Origin of the sequence: Cellulosimicrobium protaetiae, assembly GCF_009708005.2 — a bacterium.
Lineage (GTDB): Bacteria > Actinomycetota > Actinomycetes > Actinomycetales > Cellulomonadaceae > Cellulosimicrobium > Cellulosimicrobium protaetiae.
The window spans coordinates 2,859,013-2,882,799 of record NZ_CP052757.1 but is presented as its reverse complement, the minus strand read 5'-3'; the positions used below and the strand labels follow the sequence as shown (position 1 = coordinate 2,882,799).

The following is a 23,787-nucleotide window of genomic DNA, read 5'->3' as shown; positions in this document are numbered from 1 at the left end:
CCGTGCCTCGCAGAACCGACATCTCCAGCGTCCTGGTCATCGGGTCCGGCCCGATCGTCATCGGCCAGGCGTGCGAGTTCGACTACTCCGGCACCCAGGCGTGCCGCGTGCTCAAGGAGGAGGGCCTGCGGGTCGTCCTCGTGAACTCGAACCCGGCCACGATCATGACCGACCCCGAGTTCGCCGACGCGACCTACGTCGAGCCCATCACGACCGAGGTGCTCACCTCGATCATCGCCAAGGAGCGCCCCGACGCGCTCCTGCCCACCCTCGGCGGGCAGACCGCGCTCAACGCGGCGATCGCGCTCGACGAGGCGGGCGTCCTCGCCGAGTACGGGGTCGAGCTCATCGGCGCGAACATCGAGGCGATCCAGAAGGGCGAGGACCGCCAGCAGTTCAAGGACGTCGTCGAGAAGTGCGGCGGCGAGTCGGCGCGCTCGGTCATCGTGCACACGGTCGACGAGGCGATCGCGGCCGCGGGCGACCTCGGCTACCCGATGGTCGTGCGCCCGTCCTTCACGATGGGCGGCCTCGGCTCGGGCTTCGCGTACGACGAGGAGGAGCTGCGCCGCATCGTCGGGCAGGGCCTGCACTACTCCCCGGTGACCGAGGTGCTCCTCGAGGAGTCGATCCTCGGCTGGAAGGAGTACGAGCTCGAGCTCATGCGCGACAAGCACGACAACGTCGTGGTCGTGTGCTCCATCGAGAACGTCGACCCCGTCGGCGTGCACACCGGCGACTCGATCACGGTCGCGCCGTCGCTGACGCTCACGGACCGCGAGTACCAGAAGCTGCGCGACATCGGCATCGCCGTGATCCGCGAGGTCGGCGTCGACACGGGCGGCTGCAACATCCAGTTCGCCGTCGACCCGGACACGGGCCGCGTCATCGTCATCGAGATGAACCCGCGCGTCTCGCGCTCGTCCGCGCTCGCGTCCAAGGCGACCGGCTTCCCCATCGCCAAGATCGCGGCGAAGCTCGCCGTCGGCTACACGCTCGACGAGATCCCCAACGACATCACCCAGGTCACGCCGGCCTCGTTCGAGCCCACGCTCGACTACGTGGTCGTCAAGGTGCCGCGCTTTGCGTTCGAGAAGTTCCCGGCTGCGGACCCGACGCTCACGACGACCATGAAGTCCGTCGGCGAGGCGATGGCGCTCGGGCGCAACTTCACCGAGGCGCTCGGCAAGGCGCTGCGCTCGATCGACAAGGGCGGCTCGGTGTTCCACTGGGACGGCGAGCCGGTCTCCGGCGCGGAGCTCGACGAGCTGCTCGTGCGCATCGCGCGCCCCACGGAGAACCGCATCATCGGCGTCCAGCAGGCGCTGCGCGCCGGCGCGAGCGTCGAGCAGGTCTTCGAGGCCACGAAGATCGACCCGTGGTACCTCGACCAGATCCAGCTGGTCAACGAGGTCGCGGCGGCCGTCGCCGACGCGCCCGCGCTCACGGAGGACGTGCTGCGCGAGGCGAAGAAGCACGGCCTGTCCGACGCCCAGGTCGCGCGCCTGCGCGGCATGGGCCCCGCCGGCGAGGCCACGGTGCGCGAGGTGCGGTACGCGCTCGGCGTGCGACCCGTCTACAAGACGGTCGACACGTGCGCGGCCGAGTTCGCGGCCCGCACGCCGTACCACTACTCGTCCTACGACCTGGAGACCGAGGTCGCCCCGCGCGAGCGCGAGGCCGTGATCATCCTCGGCTCGGGCCCCAACCGCATCGGTCAGGGCATCGAGTTCGACTACTCGTGCGTGCACGCGGCGCTCACGCTGCGCGAGCGCTACGAGACGATCATGGTCAACTGCAACCCGGAGACGGTCTCGACCGACTACGACACGTCCGACCGCCTGTACTTCGAGCCGCTCACGTTCGAGGACGTGCTCGAGGTCTACCAGGCCGAGCTCGCGGCGGGACCGGTGAAGGGCATCATCGTCCAGCTCGGCGGCCAGACGCCGCTCGCGCTCGCGCAGCGCCTCGCGGACGCCGGCCTGCCGATCCTCGGCACGAGCCCCGAGGCCATCGACGCCGCCGAGGACCGCGGCGAGTTCGGCCGCGTGCTCGTCGAGGCGGGCCTGCCCGCCCCGGCGTTCGGCACCGCGCGCTCCCTCGACGAGGCGAGGGACGTCGCGGCCGGCATCGGCTACCCGGTGCTCGTGCGCCCGTCCTACGTGCTCGGCGGGCGCGGCATGGAGATCGTCTACTCGGCCGAGCAGCTCACGGGCTACGTCGAGCGGGCGCTCGCGGCGGCCGCCGCCGAGGACCGCACGGCCGGGACGCTCCCCGCGCCCCTGCTCATCGACCGGTTCCTCGACGACGCGATGGAGATCGACGTCGACGCGCTCTACGACGGCACCGAGCTGTTCCTCGGCGGCGTCATGGAGCACATCGAGGAGGCCGGCATCCACTCGGGCGACTCGGCGTGCGTCCTGCCGCCCGTGTCGCTGTCCGAGGCGGAGATCGAGCGCATCCGCCGCTCGACCGAGGCCATCGCGAAGGGCGTCGGCGTGCGCGGCCTGCTCAACGTGCAGTACGCGCTCGTCTCGGACGTCCTGTACGTCCTGGAGGCGAACCCGCGCGCGTCGCGCACCGTGCCGTTCGTGTCCAAGGCGACGGGCACGTCGCTCGCGAAGGCCGCGGCGCGCGTCATGGCGGGCGAGACGGTCGCCGAGCTGCGCGCGGCAGGCGTCCTGCCCGCGGAAGGCGACGGCGGCACGCTCCCGCTCGACGCGCCGATCGCGGTCAAGGAGGCGGTCCTGCCGTTCAAGCGCTTCCGCACCGCCGACGGCGTGGTCGTGGACACGGTGCTCGGCCCGGAGATGCGCTCCACGGGCGAGGTCATGGGCTTCGACCGCGACTTCCCGCACGCGTTCGCCAAGTCGCAGGCCGCCGCGTTCGGCGGGCTGCCGACGTCGGGCCGCGTGTTCGTCTCCGTCGCCGACCGCGACAAGCGCTCGATCGTCTTCCCGGTCAAGCGCCTCGCGGAGCTCGGGTTCGAGATCCTCGCGACGGACGGCACGTCGAGCGTGCTGCGCCGCAACGGCATCGCGTCGCGCGTCGTGCGCAAGTTCTCCGCGGGCCGCGGCCCGGAGGGCGAGCCGACGATCGTCGACCTCATCACGGCCGGGGAGGTGGACATGGTCATCAACACGCCGTCCGGCCAGGGCGCGCGGGCCGACGGCTACGAGATCCGCGCCGCCACGACCGCCGCGGACAAGCCGATCGCGACGACCGTGGACCAGCTCGCCGCCGCGGTGCAGGGCATCGAGGCGGTCCTGGCGGGGCCGTTCGCGGTGGCCAGCCTGCAGGAGCACATGGCGGGTGAGGGCCTGACGGCGGGCGTCACGCTGCCGGCTCCCGCCGCGGAGCAGGTGGGCGCGTGAGCGCGGGCTTCGGGGCGCGCCTCGCGGCTGCGCTGGACGACCACGGGCCGCTGTGCGTGGGCATCGACCCGCACCCGGGCCTGCTCGCGGACTGGGGCCTGACCGACGACGCCGCGGGGCTGCGCGAGCTCGGCCTGCGGGTCGTCGAGGCGGTCGGGGGGCGCGTGGCCGCGGTGAAGCCGCAGTCGGCGTTCTTCGAGCGGCACGGGTCGCGCGGCGTCGCGGCGCTCGAGGAGGTCCTCGCGGCGGCCCGTGCGGCGGGCACGCTCGCGATCATGGACGCGAAGCGCGGCGACATCGGCTCGACCATGGCCGCCTACGCCGACGCGTACCTGCGCGACGGGTCGCCGCTCGCGGCGGACGCGCTCACGGTCTCCCCGTACCTCGGCTTCGGTTCGCTCCAGCCCGCGGTGGACGCCGCGCTGGAGACCGGGCGGGGCCTGTTCGTGCTGTGCCTGACGTCGAACCCGGAGGGTGCCGAGGTGCAGCACGCGCGCCGCGGCGCGGGCGCGGGCGTGGAGTCGGTCGCGGCGCACGTCGCGCGCGCGGCCGCGGACGTGAACGCGCCGGTCGTCGAGGCGGGCGACGCGCTCGGCCCGGTCGGCCTCGTCGTCGGAGCCACGATCGCGGACGCCGCGGCCCGCACGGGCACGGACCTCGCCGCGGTGCGTGGCCCGCTCCTGGCTCCCGGCGTGGGGGCGCAGGGCGCGGGCGCCGCCGAGCTCGCGGCCGTGTTCGGCGACGCCCGCCGCCAGGTGCTCGCGTCGTCCTCGCGCGGCGTCCTGCGCGCCGGCCCGGACGTCGACGCGCTGCGTGCGGCGGCCCGGGCGGCCACCGACGAGGCGGCGCAGGCCCTGCGCGGCTGAGCACCCGCGACCCGGACGTCGGGGCCGGCACCTGCGGGTGCCGGCCCCGACGTCGGGGCGGCGCCGCGCCCCCGTCCGTGCCGTCGTGGCGTTCTCCCTGACGCGGGGCGCGGCGTTCGTGCGCCCGGGCGACCGCTCACGGACGTGCCCGTGCGAGACTGCGCCCATGAGCTCCCACGACACCTCTCGCGACGTCCCGAGCGCCTCCGACGGGCCCGAGCAGGGCGACGCGACCCGAGCCGTGCCCGTACCGGAGGGGGGCGCGGTGCCGGGGGCGCTCGACGTCCCGGGCACGTGGAACGCGCGCGACGTCGGAGGCCGGGCGGTCCCGGCGGGGAGCGCGGAGCCCCTGCGCACGGGCGTGCTCCTGCGGACGGCGAGCCTGTCGCGCCTGACCCCGGCGGGCCAGGCGGCGCTCGGCGACCTCGGGGTGACGACGGTGCTCGATCTGCGCGGGGACGACGAGGTCGAGCGCGACGGCGCGGACGCGGTGCCGGGCGGCGTCCGGGTGCTGCGCCGCGGCATGGACCCCGCGCAGGGTCTGGGGGCCGGTGGCGGTACCGGGGGAGCGTCGGCAGACCCCGCGGCACTGGTCGCGGGCCTGCTGTCGGCGGACGACCCGGCTGCCGTCGCACGCCGCATGATGCACGGCGTCTACGCGACGTTCGTCCAGGACCCCGGCATCCGTGCGACGGTCGGGCGTGTGCTCGGCGAGGTCGCGTCGTCCGAGGGGACCGCGGTCGTGCACTGCTCGGCGGGCAAGGACCGCACGGGGTGGGTGGTCGCCCTCGCCCAGTACGTGGCGGGCGTCGCCGAGGAGGACCGCCTCGCCGAGTACCTCGCGAGCCGTTCGGCCGTGGGCGGCCTCGCGGCGCTCGTCCCCCCGATCCCCGGTTTGTCCCCGGATGCCCTGGCCCCGGTGCTCACGGTGGAGCCGGAGTACCTGGAGGCCGCGTGGGCGCTCGCCGCCGCCGAGCACGGGAGCGTCGACGGCTATCTCGTCGCGTGCGGGGTGACGGCCGCCGTGCGTGACGCGCTCGTGGCACGCCTCGTGGCGTCCTGATCCTCGCTCCCGAGGTGACCTCCGCCGCTGCCCGCGACGTCCCGCCCACGGTCCCTCTCCTCCTCCTCGACCTCTCGTCGAGGTCTCCTCGGGGGGCCGACGGCGCGCGACGCGCCCTGTCCAGTCGTTGCCCGATCGGTCGAGGATCGCTACTTTCGAGGGGTCGGCTCCGTGCGTCGGCGCAGGTCGCCCGGGTGATTCACCCGATTAGGGCTCCTCGTCGAGGTTGGTCGGGACGACTGAGTGGGCCCATCCGCCTGACGACGAGTAGGTGACTTGCGTGGCACTTCCACCCCTGACCCCAGAACAGCGCGCGGCGGCGCTCGAGAAGGCCGCAGAGGCCCGACGCGTGCGCGCCGAGGTGAAGAACAGGCTGAAGTACTCCCAGGGCTCCCTGAAGGAGGTCATCGAGCGCGGGCAGACGGACGACATGATCGGCAAGCTCAAGGTGGTCTCGTTGCTGGAGTCCCTGCCCGGCGTGGGTAAGGTGAAGGCTCGGGCGATCATGGAGGAGATCGGGATCGCCGAGACACGTCGTGTCCGCGGCCTCGGCCCCCACCAGTCCGCGGCCCTCATCGAGAGGTTTGGCTGACATTTCCGCGCACCCGTCCGACCCGACGCCGCACGCCCCCACCGAGGGGACGTCGGCGCCGGTGGTCTCACCCAGCCCCGCCCGCCTGACCGTCCTGGCCGGCCCGACCGCCGTGGGGAAGGGGACCGTGTCGGCGGACATCCGGGCGCGGTACCCGGAGGTGTGGCTGTCGGTGTCCGCGACGACGCGCGACCCGCGGCCGGGTGAGGTGGACGGCGTCCACTACCTGTTCGTCGGCTCGGACGAGTTCGCCCGCATGGTCGCGGAGCGCGAGCTGCTCGAGTGGGCGGTGGTGCACGGTCGCAACAGCTATGGCACGCCCCGGCGCGCGGTCGAGGAGAAGCTCGCCGCGGGCGTGCCGGCCCTCCTGGAGATCGACCTCCAGGGGGCGCGTCAGGTGCGCGCCTCGATGCCGGAGGCGCGGTTCGTGTTCCTCGCCCCGCCGAGCTGGGACGAGCTGGTGCGCCGGCTCGTGGGCCGCGGCACGGAGGACGCCGAGGAGCGGGAGCGTCGGCTGACGACGGCGCGGGTCGAGCTCGCGGCCGAGTCGGAGTTCGACCACGTCATCGTCAACGACGAGGTGCACCGCGCGACGGACGAGCTGGTGCGCGTCATGGGTCTCGAGCCGCGGCCGGTGCCCGACACGGCCGGTGGCACCGCGCAGGCCGTCGGTGCCGCGCCGGCCGGGCACGTCGAGCACCACAGCGAGTAGACTGTCCTGCGGTGCCCGCGCGCGGGCCCGCTCCCCGGTGGGCCGCAGGCCCGGTCCGCGGACCCGGCGACGGCTCGGGGCCGTGCCCGCCCAGGCCCCGGACGGAGCGGTCGGCGCGCCACCGCCATCGACCAGCTGCAGCCCGGCTGCAGACCCTTGAACCCACGGAGCGAACTGTGTCCGGAACCGTCGCCGCCCCCGAGGGCATCACCGACCCGCCGATCGACGACCTGCTGGAGCACGTCGACTCGAAGTACGCGCTCGTCATCTACTCGGCCAAGCGCGCGCGCCAGATCAACGCGTACTACTCGCAGCTCAGCGAGGGTCTGCTGGAGAACGTCGGGCCGCTGCTCGAGACGCGCAACCAGGAGAAGCCGCTGTCCATCGCGATGCGCGAGATCAACGCGGGCCTGCTGACGATCGAGGCCGAGCCCGACGAGGCGCCCGAGGCCTGAGCCGCACGCCGCGCACCTCCACCCGGAGGGCGCGGCGTTCGTGCGTCCACGGACGGTGGGCGCGGTGCCAGGCCGGACCGGCGGGAGGAGCGACATGCGGATCGTGCTCGGGGTGAGCGGCGGGGTCGCGGCGTACAAGGCCGTGCTGCTGCTGCGGCTGCTGCGCGAGCAGGGCCATCGGGTACGCGTGGTGCCGACGGCGTCGGCGCTGCGGTTCGTGGGCGCGCCCACGTGGGAGGCGCTGTCGGGAGAGCCCGCGACGGACCAGGTGTTCGAGGACGTCGAGCACGTGCCGCACGTCGCGCTGGGCCAGGGCGCGGACCTCGTCGTCGTGGCGCCCGCGACCGCGGACCTGCTCGCGCGGGCGGCGTCGGGTCGGGCGGACGACCTGCTCACCTCGACGCTGCTGACCGCGCGCTGCCCGGTCGTGATGGCGCCCGCGATGCACACCGAGATGTGGGAGCACCCGGCCACGCGCGCGAACGTGGCGACGCTGCGAGAGCGCGGCGTGCACGTGATCGAGCCGGCGTCGGGCCGCCTGACGGGCGCCGACACGGGCCCGGGCCGCCTGCCCGAGCCCGACGACATCGCGCGCGTCGCGCTGGCCGTCGCGGAGGGCTCCGGCGACGGTTCACGCGTCGAGGACGACGTCGCGGGGCGCGACCTCGCGGGCCGACGCGTCGTGGTGTCGGCGGGCGGCACGCGCGAGCCGATCGACCCGGTGCGCTTCATCGGCAACCGGTCGAGCGGCCGTCAGGGGGTCGAGCTCGCCCGGGCGGCTCGGGCGCGGGGCGCGCACGTCACGCTCGTCGCCGCGAACCTCGCCCCGGACGTCGCCGCTCAGGTGCCGGGTGCCGGTCTGGGCGAGGTCGTCGCGGTCGAGACGACTGCCCAGCTGCGCGAGGCGGTGCGCGCCGCCGCGGCGTCGGCGGACGTCGTCGTGATGGCCGCGGCGGTCGCGGACTTCCGACCGGTGCACGCGCCCGGGGCGAAGATCAAGAAGGTGCCCGGCCGCGGGCCCGAGCCGATCGCGCTCGTCGAGAACCCGGACGTGCTCGCCGAGCTCGCGCACGACCGGCTCCGCGCCGGCCAGGTGGTCGTGGGGTTCGCCGCGGAGACGGGGGACGCGGACGGCTCGGTGCTCGACCACGGTCGGGCCAAGGCGCGCCGCAAGGGCGCCGACCTGCTCGTCGTGAACGCGGTGGGTGAGGGGCGCGGCTTCGGCGTCGACGCGAACGACGTGACGGTGGTCGACGGCGCGGGCGAGGTCGTCGTGACGGCGAGCGGCTCCAAGCGCGCGGTGGCGGACGCGGTGTGGGACGTCGTCGCGCGTCTCGCGGCGGACCGGGCGGACGCCGGAGCCGTGCCGGCCGAGTGAGCCGCGTCTCGCCTACCGGATGCCGACGCCCACGCCTCGGGACAGTAGGCTGTGCGGCATGGTAGATCTTCGTCTGTTCACGTCCGAGTCCGTCACCGAGGGGCATCCGGACAAGGTCTGCGACCAGATCTCCGACTCCATCCTCGACGCGCTCCTGGCGCAGGACCCGACGTCCCGCGTGGCGGTCGAGACCATGGTCACCACGGGCCTCGTGCACGTCGCGGGCGAGGTGACCACCGACGCGTACGTCGAGATCCCGCAGATCGTGCGCGACGTCGTGCGCCGCATCGGGTACACGTCCTCGTCCATCGGGTTCGACGCCGACTCGTGCGGCATCTCGGTGTCGATCGGGCAGCAGTCGCCCGACATCGCGCAGGGCGTCGACAAGAGCCTCGAGGAGCGCGACGACCAGGGCGACCACGACCCGCTCGACGCGCAGGGCGCGGGCGACCAGGGCCTGATGTTCGGGTACGCGAGCGACGACACCCCGAGCCTCATGCCGCTGCCCGTGTGGCTCGCGCACCGCCTCGCGGAGCGCCTCGCGCTCGTCCGCCGCGACGGGACGGTGCCCGGGCTGCGCCCCGACGGCAAGACGCAGGTCACCATCGGGTACGACGGCGACCGTGCGGTCACGCTCGACACGGTCGTCCTGTCCACGCAGCACGACCCGGACGTGCGTCAGGACGTGCTGCACCGTCTCGTCGCGGACGACGTCGTCGCGCCGGTCCTGGAGGCCGCGGGCGTGGACCTGGACTCGAGCGCGACCCGACTGTTCGTCAACCCGACGGGGACGTTCGTCGTCGGCGGGCCGCAGGGCGACGCCGGCCTGACGGGCCGCAAGATCATCGTCGACACGTACGGTGGCATGGCCCGCCACGGTGGCGGCGCGTTCTCGGGCAAGGACCCGTCGAAGGTGGACCGCTCCGCCGCGTACGCGACGCGCTGGGTCGCGAAGAACGTCGTCGCGGCGGGCCTCGCGCGCCGCTGCGAGGTGCAGGTCGCGTACGCGATCGGCAAGGCCCACCCCGTGGGCCTGTACGTCGAGACGTTCGGCACGGAGAAGGTGCCGGTCGAGCGCATCACCGCCGCGATCCGCGAGGTCTTCGACCTGCGTCCCGCGGCGATCATCCGCGACCTGGACCTCCTGCGCCCCATCTACGCCGCGACCGCCGCGTACGGGCACTTCGGGCGCGAGCTCGAGCAGTTCACGTGGGAGCGCACGGACCGCGTCGCGGACCTGCAGTCCCAGGTGTGACGAGCCCGGTGGGGCCTCGCCCGGTCGTGACGGCGGTGCGTGGTTCGATGACGTCGTGAGCGAGCCCGAGGACACGTCGCAGGCGGTGCAGGACACCCTGCCCGGCGTCGCGCCCGTCCCGTCCCGGCGCGGACCCGCCCCGCCGGCGTCCCACGAGATCGCGGCGCACCTGCCGGTCGCCCGGCTCGCGCTCGACCTGGCTCCGCCGCACCTGGACCGCGCGTTCGACTACCTCGTGCCCGCCACGATGTCCGACGCCGCGCAGCCGGGGGTCCGGGTCAAGGTGCGGTTCGCGGGCCGGGACGTCGACGGGTACGTCCTGGAGCGGACCGAGCGGTCCGACCACGACGGCCGACTGCTGCCGCTGCGACGCGTCGTCTCGCCCGAGCCCGTGCTCTCGCCCGCCGTCGCGCGGCTCGCGCGCTCCGTCGCGGACCACTACGCCGGCACTCTCTCGGACGTGCTCCGCCTCGCCGTCCCGCCCCGCCACGCGCGCGCCGAGCAGGCGCTCGCGGCCGCCGTCGCCGCGGCACCTGGGGGGGACGCCGCGGGCGGCACGCCGCTCGTGGGCGGGGTCGGGACCGGCGAGGCGCACCTCGCGGCGTCTCCGGCCGCAGGGTCCGGGGCGACGTCCGTCGGCTCCGTGTGGTCCCCGTACCGCGCCGGCGCGGCGTTCCTCGCGCACGTCGCGGGCGGGGGCGCCCCCCGGGCCGTGTGGACCGCGCTGCCGGGGCTCGCCCCGCCGGCCGCACCGGCGTCGGGCTCGGAGCCCGCCCCCGGGTCCGTCGAGCGCGGGCGCGGCACCGGGCGGGCACGCCGGGGCGCGGACCCGCTGCCCGTGACGCACTGGGCCGCCGCGGTCGCGGAGGCGGTGCGTGCGGCCCTCTCGGGCGGCCGGGGGGCGCTCGTCGTCGTGCCGGACGCGCGGGACGTGGACCAGGTCTGCGCCGCGCTGGACGCCGCGGGACTGCCCGCCTGGGACGCGGCGACCGGGGGCGAGGTGGTGCGCCTCACCGCCGACGAGGGGCCGGCCCCCCGGTACCGCGGGTTCCTCGCGGTGCTGCACGGGCGGGCGCGCGTCGTCGTGGGGACCCGGGCGGCGGCGTTCGCCCCGGTCGCGGACCTCGGCCTCGTGGTGTGCTGGAACGACGGCGAGGACACGCTCGCCGAGCCGCGCGCCCCGTACCCGCACGCGCGCGAGGTGCTCGCGTTGCGCAGCGACCAGGAGGGGGCGGCGTTCCTCCTCGGGTCGCACGGCCGCACGGTCGCGGCGCACGCGCTCGTGGCGCGGGGCTGGGCGCACGACCTGGCCGCGCCTCGCGACGTCGTGCGGGCGCGCGCACCGCGCGTGCGCGCCCTGACCTCGGTGGAGCTCGCGGCCGAGGGGCCGGGCGCCGCGGCCCGCATCCCGACCGCGGCGTGGCGCGCGGCACGCTCCGCGCTCGAGCAGGGGCCGGTGCTGGTGCAGGTGCCCCGCTCCGGGTACGTGCCCGTCGTCGCGTGCGGGCGCTGCCGCACCCCGGCGCGCTGCACGGTGTGCCACGGCCCGCTCGCGCTGTCGGGAGCCGGCGCCACGCCGCAGTGCGCGTGGTGCGGGGCGCTCGCGGGCGGCTGGTCGTGCGCGGAGTGCCACTGGACGGGGCTGCGGTCGGTCCGCGTGGGGTCGCAGCGCACGGCGGAGGAGCTCGGACGCGCGTTCGCGGGCGTGCCCGTCCAGGTCTCGGGCGCGGCCGCGGCCGGCGGGGTGCTCGGGGCGGTCTCGTCGCGCCCGGCGCTGGTCGTCGCGACGCCGGGCGCGGAGCCTGTCGCCGAGGGCGGGTACGCGGCCGCGCTGCTGCTCGACGCAGCGGTGAGCACCGCGCACGTCGGGCTGGACGTCGCGCAGGACGCGCTCGCGCGCTGGCTCGCCGCGGCGGCGCTCGTGCGTCCGGCGACGGCGGGCGGGCAGGTGCTGCTCGTCGGCGACGCCGCCCCGGCACCGACGAACGCCCTCGTACGCTGGGACCCGGCGCTCCTCGCGGACCGCGAGCTCGACGAGCGGGCCGAGCTGTCCCTGCCGCCCGCCGTGCGGGTGGCGGCGGTGACGGGGGACCGCCCGGCGGTCGCGGCGCTGCTGGGGCGGGTCGAGCTGGCGCACCCCGACGCCGTCCTCGGACCCGTGGAGGTGCCCGCGCACCCGTCGCGCGGGCGTGCGCCGGGTACGGGGACAGGCACCGGGACGGGCCCGGGTACCGCCGACGGCGCGGGGGCGGGGCTGCTGGACGCCCCACCGGTGCGAGCCGTCGTGCGGGTGCCTGTGCGCGACGGTCGGCGCCTCGCGCGCGAGCTCGCGGCGTCGCTCGCCGTGCGCTCGGCGCGCCGCGAGCCGGGTAGCGTGCGGGTGGAGCTCGACCCGAAGGAGATCCTGTGACGCACCATCCCCCGACGGCCGACGGCACCCCCGCGGACGCCCCGGCTCGCGCGATCGACGCCGTCCTGTACGACTTCGGCAACGTCCTGGTGGGCTGGGACCCGTACGGCGCCTACGCCGGGCTGGACCGCGCGGTCGTCGACGCGTTCTTCGCGGACGTCGACTTCCGCGTCCTCAACCACGAGCGCGACGCCGGGGCCACGTGGGCGGACGCGCGCGCCGCCGTCGAGGCCACCCACCCGCACCATGTGGCGCTCCTGGACCGGTACGTCGCGGAGTTCCCCGCGACGCTCACCGGCCCCGTGGAGGGCTCGGAGGCGCTCGTGCGCGAGCTGCGCGACCTCGGCCTGCGCCTGTACGGCCTGACCAACTGGTCCGCGGAGCTCTACCCGCACGCCGCGCCCGCCGCGCCCGCGACGACGCTCATGCACGACGTGCTCGTCTCCGGGCGCGAGGGCCTGGCCAAGCCGGACCCCGCGATCTTCGCGCTCGCGGTCGAGCGGTTCGGCCTCGACCCAGCACGCACGCTCTTCACCGACGACAGCGCCGCGAACATCGACGCGGCGGCCCGGCTCGGCCTGCGCACGCACCTCTTCGACGGCACGCCCGGCCTGCGCGCCGCGCTGCGGGACCTCGGCGTCCCGGTCGCGGGGCGACGGTGACCGCGGTCCGGGGGCATGTCTCGCGCCGGACTCGTGCGGGCCTCGACCCGGTGCGTGGGCTGACGGGAGCGGATCCCTCCGCGGGTCCTGAGACCTGCTGAGAGGGGAGCCATGGTCCCGGGAAGGCGGCCGACCCTTACGGGGGCGGTCCTGGTCCTGGTCGCGGCGCTCGCGGCCTGCTCCGACGGCGGATCGACCGCGACCGCCCGGTGGCACGTCGCTCCGGACGCGGACCTCGCGGGGGACGTGCTGCCGATCGTGGTCGAGCACGGCGCGTCGTGCGAGGAGTACGGGGGTGTCGACGTGGTCGAGAGCGACGACACGGTCGAGATCACGGTACGGGTGGTCGCACAGGACCCGCGGGAGGGGGCCGTGTGCCCTGAGGCCGCGATCGCGCGCCGCGTCGACGTCCCGCTGGACGCGCCGCTCGGTGAGCGGAGAGTGCGCGGACCGGGGCTCGAGCAGACCCCCGACCTCGGGTAGCCCGGCGACCCCGCCCGCGACGGCCCGGGGCGGGACCTGCACGGCACCTAGAATCGGGCCCATGCGCCTGCTGTTCGCGGGGACCCCGGATACCGCGGTCCCGTCCCTCGACGCCCTCCTCGACTCCCGACACGACGTCGTCGCCGTCCTCACGCGCGCCGACGCCCCGTCGGGCCGGGGGCGGCGCCTGACCCCCAGCCCCGTGCGCGTGCGCGCGGAGGAGGCAGGGATCCCCGTGATCACCGACCACCCCCGCGGCGAGGACTTCCTCGCGCGCCTGGCCGAGCTCGACGTCGACGCCGCCCCGGTCGTGGCGTACGGGGAGATCCTGCGCCCCGACGTGCTCGCCGTGCCGCGCCACGGGTGGGTCAACCTGCACTTCTCCGTCCTGCCCGCCTGGCGCGGTGCCGCGCCCGTGCAGCGCGCGATCATCGCCGGGGACGAGGTGACCGGCGCCACGACGTTCCTCATCGAGGAGGGCCTGGACTCCGGGCCCACGCTCGGCACGACGACCGAGACCATCCGCCCCCACGACACGGCGGGCGACCTCCTGGGTCGCCTCGCGGTCTCCGGGGCCGGCCTGCTCGTCGCGACGCTCGACGCGCTCGAGGACGGGACCCTGCGCCCGCAGCCCCAGCCCGCCGACGGCGTCTCCCACGCCGCCAAGCTCACGCCCGCCGACGCGGAGGTCCGGTGGGACCACCCGGCGCTCGCGGTCGACCGCCTCGTGCGGGGTTGCACCCCGGCCCCGGGGGCGTGGACGACCCTCCCGGGCACCGACGGTGCTCCCGCCCGCCTGGGGCTCGGCCCCGTCACCCCGCGCCCCGACGTCGTGGACCTCGCGCCCGGGCAGGTGCGTGCCGGGAAGAAGGAGGTGCTGGTCGGCACCGCGACGCACGCCGTCCGGCTCGGGGACGTCGCGCCCGTGGGCAAGAAGCACATGGCCGCGGCCGACTGGGCGCGCGGGGCGCGGCTGTCCGAGGACCTCGTGCTCGGGGCGGAGGTCGCCCGATGAGCGGCGGCACGCCGACGCACCGGGACCGCGACGACGACGCCCGCCGGCGTTCCGCCGGCCAGGCGCGCGGCGGTTCGAACGCGCGTTCGAGCGATCGGGCCGACGGGCCGGCACGGACCGAGCGCGACTCGAGCATGCGTTCGAGCGGATCGTCGAGGGCGCGCGGGGCGGAGAGCGCCGGGTCGAACGTCCGTTCGAACGATGCCGAGGGAGGTCGGACCCGGCGCGACGACGAGCGTCGCGACGCGCGCGGCCGGCAACGCGGTGCCGCCCGCTCGCGCGGCGATTCGTCCCGCAGCACGTCCGCACCCTCCCAGCGCCGCAAGGGCACCGACCCCGCGCGCGCCGTCGCGTTCGACGTCCTGCGCCAGGTCGACGGCTCCGACGCCTACGCCAACCTCGTCCTGCCGCCCCTCCTGCGCGAGCGCGGCATCCGTGGCCGCGACGCCGGGTTCGCCACCGAGCTCGCCTACGGCACCCTGCGCCTGCGCGGCCGCTACGACGCCGTCCTCGCGCTGTGCCTCGACCGGCCCCTCGACCGCCTCGACCCGCCCGTGCTCGACGTCCTGCGCCTCGGCGCCCACCAGCTCCTCGGCATGCGCGTGCCCCAGCACGCCGCCGTGTCCGAGACGGTCGGGCTCGCGCGCGAGCGCACCGGCGCCGGCAGCGCCCAGCTCGTCAACGCCGTCCTGCGCCGCGTCGCCCGCACCCCCCTCGACGACTGGCTCACCACGATCGCCGACGACGCCCCCGACGACCTCGCGGCGCTCGCGGCCACCCAGAGCCACCCCGTGTGGATCGCCCGCGCCCTGCGCGACGCCCTCGCGGGCAACGGCCGCCCCGTCGCCGAGCTCGACGCGCTCCTCGCCGCCGACAACGACGCCCCGCGCGTCACGCTCGTCGCCCGCCCCGGCCTCGCCGACCCGGACGAGCTCTCCGACGGCGACGACCGCGTGACCCCCTCCCGGTGGGCCCCCACCGCGCTGCGCCTCGAGGGCGGCGACCCCGCCGCGTTCGGCGCCGTCCGCGACGGACGTGCCGGCGTCCAGGACGAGGGCAGCCAGCTCGTCGCCCTCGCCCTCGCCGCGGCACCCCTCGCCGGGGCCGACGACGCCCGCTGGCTCGACCTGTGCGCCGGCCCCGGTGGCAAGGCCGCGCTCCTCGCGGCGCTCGCGGCCGAGCGGGGCGCCCGCCTCGTCGCCAACGAGGTCCAGCCGCACCGCGCGCGACTCGTGGAGAAGGCCCTCGCCGCCGTCCCGGCCGACGCCGTGGAGGCCGTCCGCACGGGCGACGGCCGCGCCGTCGGGCAGGACGAGCCCGGCGCCTACGACCGCGTGCTCCTCGACGCGCCCTGCACCGGCCTGGGCGCGCTGCGCCGCCGCCCCGAGTCCCGCTGGCGCCGCACCCCGGCCGACCTCGCGACCCTCACCGGGCTGCAGCGCGAGCTCCTCGACTCCGCGCTCGACGCCGTCCGGCCCGGGGGAGTGGTCGGGTACGTCACGTGCTCGCCCCACCTCGCCGAGACCCAGGTCGTCGTCGCCGACGTGCTGCGGCGCCGCGACGACGTCGAGCTCCTCGATGCCCCGGCGGTCGTGCGCGACGTCGTGCGCCCCGAGGCGCGCGACGTGATCGCGCTCGGGGGCCGCCAGGACGTCCAGCTCTGGCCCCACGTCCACGGCACCGACGCGATGCACCTGATGCTCCTTCGTCGTCAGGTGCGCTGACCGCGATCCTCGGCGTCGGTGGGCCTCGACAGCGGAGGCGTGTCGGGCTAACCTGACATCGGCGTGTGTCAGGTAATCCTGGCACGAACCCGTGACAGGAAAAACCGACGGCTGGAGGACGCATGGCCGACACCTGGACCACCCCCCGCAGCCCCCGCGACCTCGGCGCCTACCTCGGCCGAGTACGCCGCGCCCGCGGCCTCACCCAGGCCCAGGTCGCCGACGAGCTCGGCATCACCCGCCAATACCTCTCCGAGCTCGAGAACGGCGTCGAGAACCTCTGGGTCCAACGACTCTTCGAGCTCCTCGACACCCTCGACGTCGACCTGCGGCTCCAGGAGCGCCCATGACCACCCTCACCGCCTGGCTCTACGGCACCCCCGTCGCCACCCTCGCCCCCACCGGCACCCGCACCACCGACGGCACCCCCCGCGTCACCCTCACCTGGACCACCGAAGCCCTCGACCGCTGGGGACACGACGCCCGCGTCCTGTCCCACCTGCTCCCCATCACCCCACCCGACGAACCCGGACCCCACCCCGCCCGCGTCGCCGCCTGGCTCGACGGACTCCTCCCCGAAGGCCGCACCCGCGACGCCATGGCCATCGACGCCGGCATCGACCCCGACGACACCCTCGCCTTCCTCGTCCACTACGGCCACGACACCGCAGGCGCCGTCCTCCTCGCCCCCGACGGACACCCCCTCCCCGCCCCCGGCACTCCCGAACGCCTCGACGACGCCGCCGTCGCACGGCTCCTGCGCGCCGCCGTCGCCCGCAGCGGGGGAGAAGGACGCACCGACCACCTCACCAGCTCCCTGCCCGGCATGGAACCCAAGATCACCCTCCTCCACGACCAGCACGGTTGGGCCCGCCCCCACGGGACCGCACCCACCACCCACATCCTCAAGGTCGCCCGCCCCTCCGACTCACCCACCGCCGACCTCGTCAACACCGAGGCCGCCGCCCTCGACCTCGCCCGCCGCACCGGCCTCACCACCGTCGACGCCCACGTCACCGAGCTCGACGGCGAACGCGCCATCGTCGTCACCCGCTACGACCGCATCCCCGACCCCACCCACCCCGGCGGCACCGCACGCCTCCACCAGGAGGACACCGCACAAGCCCTCGGCATCAACACCCGCGACCCCGAACGCAAGTTCCAGCACGGACGCCGCTTCCCCTCCCTCGCCGCCATCGCCCGCACCCTCCGAGACGACGGCACCCGCCCCGACCCCCTCCTCGCCCTCACCACCTTCAACCTCGCCATCGGCAACACCGACGCCCACGCCAAGAACATCTCCGTCCTGCGCCACGCCGACGGCACCGTCCGCCTCGCCCCCGCCTACGACGTCTCCATGCACCTCCACCACGACCACGCCTCCCGCGTCTTCGCCATGGACGTCGCCGGTGGCCGCGACATGGACCGCCTCACCGCCGAGGACCTCGTCACCGAAGGAACCACCTGGGGACTGCCCCGACGCCGCGCCCAACGCGCCGTCGCGCAGACCCTCGACGACCTCCTCGCGGCGCTCGCGGACGTCGACCGCGACGCCCACCCGGGCGTGAGCCGCCACGCCTGGCGCACGGTCGAGCAGCGCACCACCAACCTCCGCCGCGGCCTCGTCGCCTGAGCCTCGTCGCCGAGAGCGAACCCCGGCCCGCCGAGAGAGGCCGAGGTAGAACCGTGGTTGCTTCCTGCCCGACGGCGGTCTGGTCACCTTGGGTGGTCGGGGTGGGTGGTGGTGCCGCGTCTACCATCCGCGCCGCTCGTTCCTCGCGTCGCTCCCGCCAGGCCCGCCACGACGCGGCACCACCACCCACCCCGACCGGCGTCGTCTCACCCGGGTCTTCGCCCAGCTCGGGCGACTGCCCGCGGCGTCGGTCCGCGGGCGGGTTTGCGCCGCCGCATCCGCGAGCCGTCCGGCCCTCCGCACCCGCCTCCGCGCGCCACCGCGGCCGCAGGTCGCGGATCACACCACCGTCGCGGCGTCACGCCGAGCAGGTGGTCTGGGCTCGTCCAGGGTCTCCGACGAACCCTGTTCGCCTGCTCGACCCGCCAGGATCGCCTGGTCGACCCGTCGTCTGGCCATGGCGGGCCGACAGGTGAGCGGTGGGGGTGGGCTCGGATGCGAAGGGGCGTCAGAGCGGCGCTCCATGAACCCACGGCCGAACGACCACGGTGACGGCGCCGCAGCCCCGAGCACCGAGGCCACCCCCATCGCGGACCCGACCCGCGGGCCTGAAGCCTCGACCCCGCGGGCCCGAGACCTCCGATCCCACGGGCCTCGAGACCGGACGAGCGTCGCGGGAGCTGGGCGCGGGTCAGAGGGAGCGTTGGAGGAGGATCGTGTCGACCCAGCGGCCGTGCTTGAAGCCGACCGCGGTGAGGCGACCCGTCTCGACGAAGCCGAAGCGGCGGTGGAGGGGGAGCGAGCCGGCGGCCTCGGGCACGTCGGCGACGACCGAGACGACCTGTCGCACACCCGCCGTGGCGCACGCGTCGAGCAGCGCGCCCAGCAAGGCGGTGCCGATCCCGCGGCCCGCGTGGTCGGGGTCGAGGTAGATCGTGTCCTCGGCGGTGTGCCGGTAGGCGGGCTTCGGGCGCCACGCGGACGCGTAGGCGTAGCCCGCGACCGCCGGGCCGCTCGTGCCGTCCGGCCGGGCCGGGCCGTCGAGCTCCGCGACGAGGAACGGCAGACCGCGCACTGTGACGTCGTCGAGCTTGCGCTGCCACGCCGGGACGTCCCAGACCTCCTCCTCGAACGTCACGCACGTGTCGCGCACGAACGGGGCGGAGATCTCGGCGACGCGCGCGAGGTCGTCGGGAGTCGCGGGCCGCACCCGCACGTCCGGGCGGTCCGTCGCGCGCGCGGCCGTCGGGGCCGTCGCGTCGGGGGAGGGGAGGGCGCTCACGGGAGGATCCTACGAGGGCCGACCCCGGCAGGACGGCACCCCTAGGCTGGGGCCATGGCAGCCCTCATCGCACCGAGCATCCTGTCCGCCGACTTCGCGAACCTCGAGCGGGACCTGCACGCCATCTCGACCGCGGACTACGCGCACGTCGACGTGATGGACAACCACTTCGTGCCGAACCTCACGCTCGGGCTGCCGGTCTTCGAGCGTCTGGCGCAGGTGTCACCGGTCCCGATCGACGCGCACCTCATGATCGAGGACCCGGACCGCTGGGCGCCGGCGTACGCGGAGGCGGGCGCGGCGTCCGTGACGTTCCACGCCGAGGCCGCTGCTGCCCCTGTGCGGCTCGCGCGCGAGCTCCGGCGCCTCGGGTCCCGCGCGGGCGTCGCGCTGCGTCCTGCGACGCCTGTGGAGCCTTTCCTGGACCTCCTGGCGGAGGTCGACATGATCCTCGTCATGACGGTCGAGCCCGGCTTCGGCGGGCAGTCGTTCATCGACGGGACGCTCCCGAAGATCCGGCGGGCTCGTGAGGCCGTGAGCGAGTCGGGTCTGGACGTGTGGATCCAGGTCGACGGGGGAGTGTCGCGCTCGACGATCGAGCGGGCGGCCGACGCGGGGGCGAACGTCTTCGTCGCGGGGTCGGCGGTGTACGGGGCGGAGAGCGTGCCGGGCGAGATCCAGGCGTTGCGCGAGCTGGCGGAGGCGTCGGCGCACGCCCACTGACGCCCGACCCGGGAGGGAGCCCGAGCAGAGGGCTCCCTCTCTCGTTCCGGAAAAAATAGTGTGCCAAGCGCGCGAAACCACCCCGACCACCCGAGACAACTCACCACAGAGCACGGACAAGAGGGGGCGACCAGGGTCACGTCGGCTCGGCAGGTGGACGTGCCGTACCCAGGGAATGCGCGAGTAGCATGCTCGGTTGGAAGCAGCAGTACGCACGAACGTGCTCCGGGGTCGGTGCAATTCCGAGCCGGCGGTGACAGTCCGCGACCCGCGCCCACGCGCGGTTGACCTGGTGGAACTCCAGGACCGACGGTGACAGTCCGGATGGGAGGAAGCACGTGCGGCGCGGCCACGCCCAGGGCGTGGTGCTCCGGCGACCCGCCGGCGCACCCGTCCGTGACGGCGTCGGCCTCGTCGTGGTGAGCGACGCCGTCGGGCCGGTCCAGGCCTGACCCCGCCGCCCGCCCTCACCCCGGAGCGCTCGTGCCCGGGAGGAGGACGATGGGCGAGCACCCCCGCACCCTGACGATCGACGCCGCGATGGCGCGCGCGCTCGAGCTGGCGGAACGTGGCCCGGCGTACGGCCCCAACCCTCGGGTCGGCTGCGTCCTCCTGGGACCGGCCTCGCAGGGCCGAGCCCTGCCCGACGGCGCCGCGCCCGACTCCCTCGACCCGTACCCGCGGCCCGTCCTCGCCGAGGGGTACCACCAGGGCGCGGGGACCCCGCACGCCGAGGCCGCGGCCCTCGCGGACGCCCGGGCGCGAGGCGTCGACGTCACCGGCGCGACCGCCGTCGTCACGCTCGAACCGTGCGCCCACACGGGCCGCACCGGGCCGTGCGCGGACGCGCTCGTCGCCGCCGGGGTCGCCGAGGTCGTGCACGCCGTGGCCGACCCCAACCCCGTGGCGACGGGCGGCGCCCACCGCCTGCGCGCGGCCGGGGTGCGGGTCGTGCGCGGTCTGCGCGCTGCCGAGGGCGAGGAGCTCCTCCGGGTGTGGCTCACGTCCGTGCGCCGCGGCACGCCGTACGTGACGCTCAAGACCGCGACGACGCTCGACGGCTACGTCGCCGCCGAGGACGGGACGAGCCGCTGGATCACCGGGCCGGCGGCGCGCGAGCACGCCCACCGGGTGCGCGCCGAGGTCGACGCGATCGTCGTCGGCACGGGCACGCTCCTCACCGACGACCCGGCGCTCACCGCACGGGTGCGCGCGCACGACGCCGCGAGCGCCGAGCGGCTCGCGGAGCACCAGCCGCTGCGGGTCGTCGTCGGGCTGCGCGGGATCCCGCCGACGGCGCGGGTGCGCGGCGAGGGCGGCGAGCTGGTGCACCTGCTGACGCGCGACGTCGGGCAGGTGCTGGAGCGGCTCGCGGAGCGGGAGGTGCGGCACGTGCTCGTGGAGGGTGGTCCGACGCTCGCGACGGCGTTCCTCGCGGCGGGCGCGGTGGACGAGCTGCACGCGTACGTGGCCCCGGTGCTGCTGGGGAGCGGTCGGCGGGCCGTGGACGGGCTGGGCGTGGCGACGATCGCCGACGCGCACCGGTTCCGCACGGTCGAGGTGAGGCGCGTCGGGGACGACGCGCTGGTGGTGTCCAGGAAGAGCACGGAAGGACGGGTCGGTTGATGTTCACGGGGATCGTGGAGGAGATCGGGAGGGTCCGGGGGATCGAGCTCCCGGGCGGCGCGGGGCAGGATGCGGTGCTCACGGTCGAGGGGCCGCTCGCGACGTCGGACGCGGGGCTCGGCGACTCGATCGCCGTCAACGGTGTGTGCCTGACGGTCACGAGCCTCGGCGGCGACGGGTCGTTCACGGCGGACGTCATGCCGGAGTCGCTGCGCCGGACGGCGCTGGGTGACCTCGTCGCGGGGTCGCCGGTGAACCTGGAGCGCGCGGTGCGGGCGGACGCGCGGTTGGGCGGTCACGTGGTGCAGGGTCACGTGGACGGTGTCGGGACGCTCGTGAGCCGGGCCCCGGGGGAGCGCTGGGACGACCTGGTGTTCTCCGCCCCGGCAGGGTTGACGCGCTACGTCGCGGAGAAGGGCTCGATCGCGGTGAGCGGGGTCTCGCTCACGGTGACGCACGTGGACGACGAGACGTTCGGTGTCTCCCTCATCCCGACGACGCTCGAGGCGACGATCCTCGGCGGGCTCGTGCCGGGCGACCGCGTGAACCTCGAGGTGGACGTGCTCGCGAAGTACGTCGAGCGCCTGCTGCTGTCGGGTTCTGCTGCAGGGGTCGTCCCCGGGAGCGCGTCGTGACGGGCGCGCCGTCCGCGAGCGCCGCGGTGCCGGAGGGGTCGGGGGGCGTGCGTCTGGGGTCGGTCGAGGAGGCGCTGGCGGAGATCCGGGCGGGGCGGCCGGTGCTGGTGGCGGACTCGCCGGACCGGGAGAACGAGGCGGACGTGGTGTTCGCGGCGCAGGGGGTGTCGGCGGAGTGGGTGGCGTGGACGATCCGGCACTCGTCGGGGTACCTGTGCGCGCCGATGCCCGCGGCGCGGGCGGACGCGCTGGAGCTGCCGTTGATGGTGCCGCACAGCCAGGATCCGCGGCGCACGGCGTACACGGTGACGGTGGACGCGGCGACGGGGGTGACGACGGGGATCTCGGCGGAGGACCGGGCGCGCACGTTGCGGGTGCTGGCGGACCCGGCGTCGGGTCCGGTGGACCTGATCCGGCCGGGGCACGTGCTGCCGTTGCGTGCGGTGCCGGGGGGTGTGCTGCACCGGGCGGGGCACACGGAGGCGGCGGTGGACCTGGTGCGCCTGGCGGGGATGGGCGAGGTCGGGGGGATCGCGGAGCTGGTGCACGACGACGGGACGATGATGCGGCTGGGGGACGCCGCAGCCCTGGCGGAGCGTGACGGGCTGGTGCTGATCACGATCGCGGACCTGGTGGCGTGGCGGCGGGTGCACGACCCGGCGCCGGCGGCGGCTGTGGAGGTGCCGGACCGCGAGGCGCTGGCGCGTCGGGTGCACCGGACCGCTGAGGCGGATCTCCCGACGGCGCACGGCCGGTTCCGGGTGGTCGGGTACCGGGACCTGCGCACGGGGGCGGAGCACGTGGCGCTGGTCCCGGCGGTCTCCCCGTCGGGGACCGCCGACCACGGCGAGTCCGGCTCGGAGGCCGCGAGCGCCGTCGGGCCGGGGGTGGTGCCGGTGGTGCGGGTGCACTCGGAGTGCCTGACGGGCGACGCGTTCGGGTCGTTGCGCTGCGACTGCGGTCCGCAGCTGCAGGCGGCGATGGAGCGGGTCGCGGCGGAGGGTGGCGCGGTGGTGTACCTGCGGGGGCACGAGGGGCGCGGCATCGGGCTGCTGGCGAAGATCGGGGCGTACGAGCTGCAGGACGCGGGCCTGGACACGGTGCAGGCGAACCTGGAGCTGGGGTGGCCGGTGGACCGTCGGGAGTACGGGGCGGCGGCGGCGATCCTGGCGGACCTGGGGTTGTCGCGGGTGCGGTTGCTGACGAACAACCCGGCGAAGGTGACGGGCCTGGTGGCCTCGGGCATCGACGTGGTGGGGGCGGAGCGGATCGAGGTGGGTCACGGGGAGCACAACCGGGCGTACCTGGTGACGAAGAAGGTGGCGATGGGTCATCTGCTGGACACGGTGGCGGTCCCGGACGGGGCTGTGCTGGTGGAGCCTGGCGACGAGCCGGGTGTCGAGACGAAGGAGGACGAGGGATGAGCGGGGCAGGTGCGCCGAGGTTGAGCGTGGACGGGTCGGGGCTGCGGGTGACGGTGGTCGCGGCGAGCTGGCACACGCAGGTGATGGACGGGTTGCTGGCGGGGGCGCGCCGAGCGTTGGCGGCGGCGAACGTGTCGCACGTGAGCGTGGTGCGGGTGCCGGGGTCGTTCGAGCTGCCGGTCGCGGCCGCGCGGGCGGTGGAGCACGGCGCGGACGCGGTGGTGGCGCTGGGGGTGGTGATCCGTGGGGGGACGCCGCACTTCGAGTACGTGTGCCAGGCGGCGACCTCGGGTCTGACGGACGTGAGCGTGCGGACGGGCGTGCCGGTGGGCTTCGGTGTGCTGACGTGCGACGACGAGCAGCAGGCGCTGGACCGGGCGGGCCTGGAGGGGTCGCGCGAGGACAAGGGCGCGGAGGCCGCGGAGGCGGCGGTCGCGACGGTGGTGGCGCTGCGCGACCTGTGACGGGGCGGCCG

The 23,787-nt window shown here is 75.6% G+C and carries 21 protein-coding genes and 1 riboswitch; of the genes, 20 read left to right on the top strand and 1 reads right to left on the bottom strand.

Going from position 1 to position 23,787, the window contains the following annotated elements:
- Window positions 1–2: 2 nt before the first annotated feature.
- The 15 genes from carB to FIC82_RS12165 all read left to right on the top strand — a co-directional run bounded on the left by carB (window position 3) and on the right by FIC82_RS12165 (window position 17,622).
- On the top strand, window positions 3–3,374 hold the full coding sequence (gene carB / locus FIC82_RS12235; protein WP_253691109.1) for a carbamoyl-phosphate synthase large subunit: 3,372 nt from the start codon (window positions 3–5) through the stop codon (window positions 3,372–3,374).
- Entirely contained in the window at window positions 3,371–4,240 is an 870-nt protein-coding gene (gene pyrF / locus FIC82_RS12230) for an orotidine-5'-phosphate decarboxylase (protein ID WP_168731800.1), read from the top strand. The genes carB and pyrF overlap by 4 nt, the downstream gene beginning before the upstream one ends.
- A gap of 166 nt (window positions 4,241–4,406) precedes the next feature.
- The gene (locus FIC82_RS12225; RefSeq protein ID WP_154798735.1) at window positions 4,407–5,303 is read left to right on the top strand and encodes a tyrosine-protein phosphatase; all 897 of its coding nucleotides are present in this window, start codon (window positions 4,407–4,409) and stop codon (window positions 5,301–5,303) included.
- A gap of 280 nt (window positions 5,304–5,583) precedes the next feature.
- Entirely contained in the window at window positions 5,584–5,895 is a 312-nt protein-coding gene (gene mihF / locus FIC82_RS12220; RefSeq protein WP_021482878.1) for an integration host factor, actinobacterial type, read from the top strand.
- Window positions 5,896–5,956: 61 nt separating this feature from the next.
- Window positions 5,957–6,607, top strand: coding sequence for a guanylate kinase (gene gmk, locus FIC82_RS12215; RefSeq protein ID WP_168731799.1), 651 nt, complete (start codon window positions 5,957–5,959; stop codon window positions 6,605–6,607).
- Between the two features lie 176 nt (window positions 6,608–6,783).
- A complete protein-coding gene (gene rpoZ, locus FIC82_RS12210; protein ID WP_031316460.1) occupies window positions 6,784–7,062 on the top strand; it encodes a DNA-directed RNA polymerase subunit omega in 279 nt (92 codons plus the stop codon).
- 94 nt (window positions 7,063–7,156) lie between these two features.
- Window positions 7,157–8,440 (top strand): bifunctional phosphopantothenoylcysteine decarboxylase/phosphopantothenate--cysteine ligase CoaBC, encoded by a 1,284-nt coding sequence (coaBC, locus tag FIC82_RS12205; RefSeq protein ID WP_154798734.1) that lies wholly within the window; start codon window positions 7,157–7,159, stop codon window positions 8,438–8,440.
- 58 nt (window positions 8,441–8,498) lie between these two features.
- A complete protein-coding gene (gene metK / locus FIC82_RS12200; RefSeq protein ID WP_154798733.1) occupies window positions 8,499–9,695 on the top strand; it encodes a methionine adenosyltransferase in 1,197 nt (398 codons plus the stop codon).
- A gap of 55 nt (window positions 9,696–9,750) precedes the next feature.
- The gene (locus tag FIC82_RS12195; protein WP_168731798.1) at window positions 9,751–12,105 is read left to right on the top strand and encodes a primosomal protein N' family DNA-binding protein; all 2,355 of its coding nucleotides are present in this window, start codon (window positions 9,751–9,753) and stop codon (window positions 12,103–12,105) included.
- Window positions 12,102–12,767 (top strand): HAD family hydrolase, encoded by a 666-nt coding sequence (locus FIC82_RS12190; protein WP_168731797.1) that lies wholly within the window; start codon window positions 12,102–12,104, stop codon window positions 12,765–12,767. Before FIC82_RS12195 ends, FIC82_RS12190 begins: the two co-directional genes overlap by 4 nt.
- Before the next feature lie 111 nt (window positions 12,768–12,878).
- On the top strand, window positions 12,879–13,250 hold the full coding sequence (locus FIC82_RS12185) for a hypothetical protein (protein WP_154798732.1): 372 nt from the start codon (window positions 12,879–12,881) through the stop codon (window positions 13,248–13,250).
- A 61-nt stretch (window positions 13,251–13,311) separates the two neighbouring features.
- Window positions 13,312–14,265, top strand: a complete 954-nt coding sequence (gene fmt / locus FIC82_RS12180) for a methionyl-tRNA formyltransferase (protein WP_154798731.1) — start codon at window positions 13,312–13,314, stop codon at window positions 14,263–14,265.
- A 134-nt stretch (window positions 14,266–14,399) separates the two neighbouring features.
- On the top strand, window positions 14,400–15,989 hold the full coding sequence (locus tag FIC82_RS12175) for an RsmB/NOP family class I SAM-dependent RNA methyltransferase (protein ID WP_154798730.1): 1,590 nt from the start codon (window positions 14,400–14,402) through the stop codon (window positions 15,987–15,989).
- 122 nt (window positions 15,990–16,111) lie between these two features.
- Window positions 16,112–16,339 carry a helix-turn-helix domain-containing protein gene (locus FIC82_RS12170; RefSeq protein ID WP_154798729.1) on the top strand — a complete coding sequence of 76 codons (228 nt, stop codon included), beginning with the start codon at window positions 16,112–16,114 and terminating at the stop codon, window positions 16,337–16,339.
- Window positions 16,336–17,622 (top strand): type II toxin-antitoxin system HipA family toxin, encoded by a 1,287-nt coding sequence (locus FIC82_RS12165; RefSeq protein WP_154798728.1) that lies wholly within the window; start codon window positions 16,336–16,338, stop codon window positions 17,620–17,622. Before FIC82_RS12170 ends, FIC82_RS12165 begins: the two co-directional genes overlap by 4 nt.
- 691 nt (window positions 17,623–18,313) lie before the next feature.
- Here the strand turns inward: FIC82_RS12165 and FIC82_RS12160 are convergent.
- On the bottom strand, window positions 18,314–18,904 hold the full coding sequence (locus tag FIC82_RS12160; protein WP_253691099.1) for a GNAT family N-acetyltransferase: 591 nt from the start codon (window positions 18,902–18,904) through the stop codon (window positions 18,314–18,316).
- Window positions 18,905–18,958: 54 nt separating this feature from the next.
- Here FIC82_RS12160 and rpe point away from each other — a divergent pair, with 54 nt between their 5' ends.
- From rpe to ribH, 5 genes are all read left to right on the top strand, one after another.
- The gene (rpe, locus tag FIC82_RS12155; protein WP_154798727.1) at window positions 18,959–19,627 is read left to right on the top strand and encodes a ribulose-phosphate 3-epimerase; all 669 of its coding nucleotides are present in this window, start codon (window positions 18,959–18,961) and stop codon (window positions 19,625–19,627) included.
- 217 nt (window positions 19,628–19,844) lie between these two features.
- Window positions 19,845–19,968, top strand: a riboswitch (FMN riboswitch).
- Window positions 19,969–20,128: 160 nt separating this feature from the next.
- Complete coding sequence (gene ribD, locus FIC82_RS12150; protein WP_253691096.1) at window positions 20,129–21,253, top strand: bifunctional diaminohydroxyphosphoribosylaminopyrimidine deaminase/5-amino-6-(5-phosphoribosylamino)uracil reductase RibD; 1,125 nt, start codon at window positions 20,129–20,131, stop codon at window positions 21,251–21,253.
- The gene (locus tag FIC82_RS12145; RefSeq protein WP_154798726.1) at window positions 21,253–21,888 is read left to right on the top strand and encodes a riboflavin synthase; all 636 of its coding nucleotides are present in this window, start codon (window positions 21,253–21,255) and stop codon (window positions 21,886–21,888) included. Before ribD ends, FIC82_RS12145 begins: the two co-directional genes overlap by 1 nt.
- A complete protein-coding gene (ribB, locus tag FIC82_RS12140) occupies window positions 21,885–23,312 on the top strand; it encodes a 3,4-dihydroxy-2-butanone-4-phosphate synthase (protein WP_216609903.1) in 1,428 nt (475 codons plus the stop codon). The genes FIC82_RS12145 and ribB overlap by 4 nt, the downstream gene beginning before the upstream one ends.
- Entirely contained in the window at window positions 23,309–23,776 is a 468-nt protein-coding gene (gene ribH, locus FIC82_RS12135) for a 6,7-dimethyl-8-ribityllumazine synthase (protein WP_154798725.1), read from the top strand. The genes ribB and ribH overlap by 4 nt, the downstream gene beginning before the upstream one ends.
- Window positions 23,777–23,787: the final 11 nt, after the last annotated feature.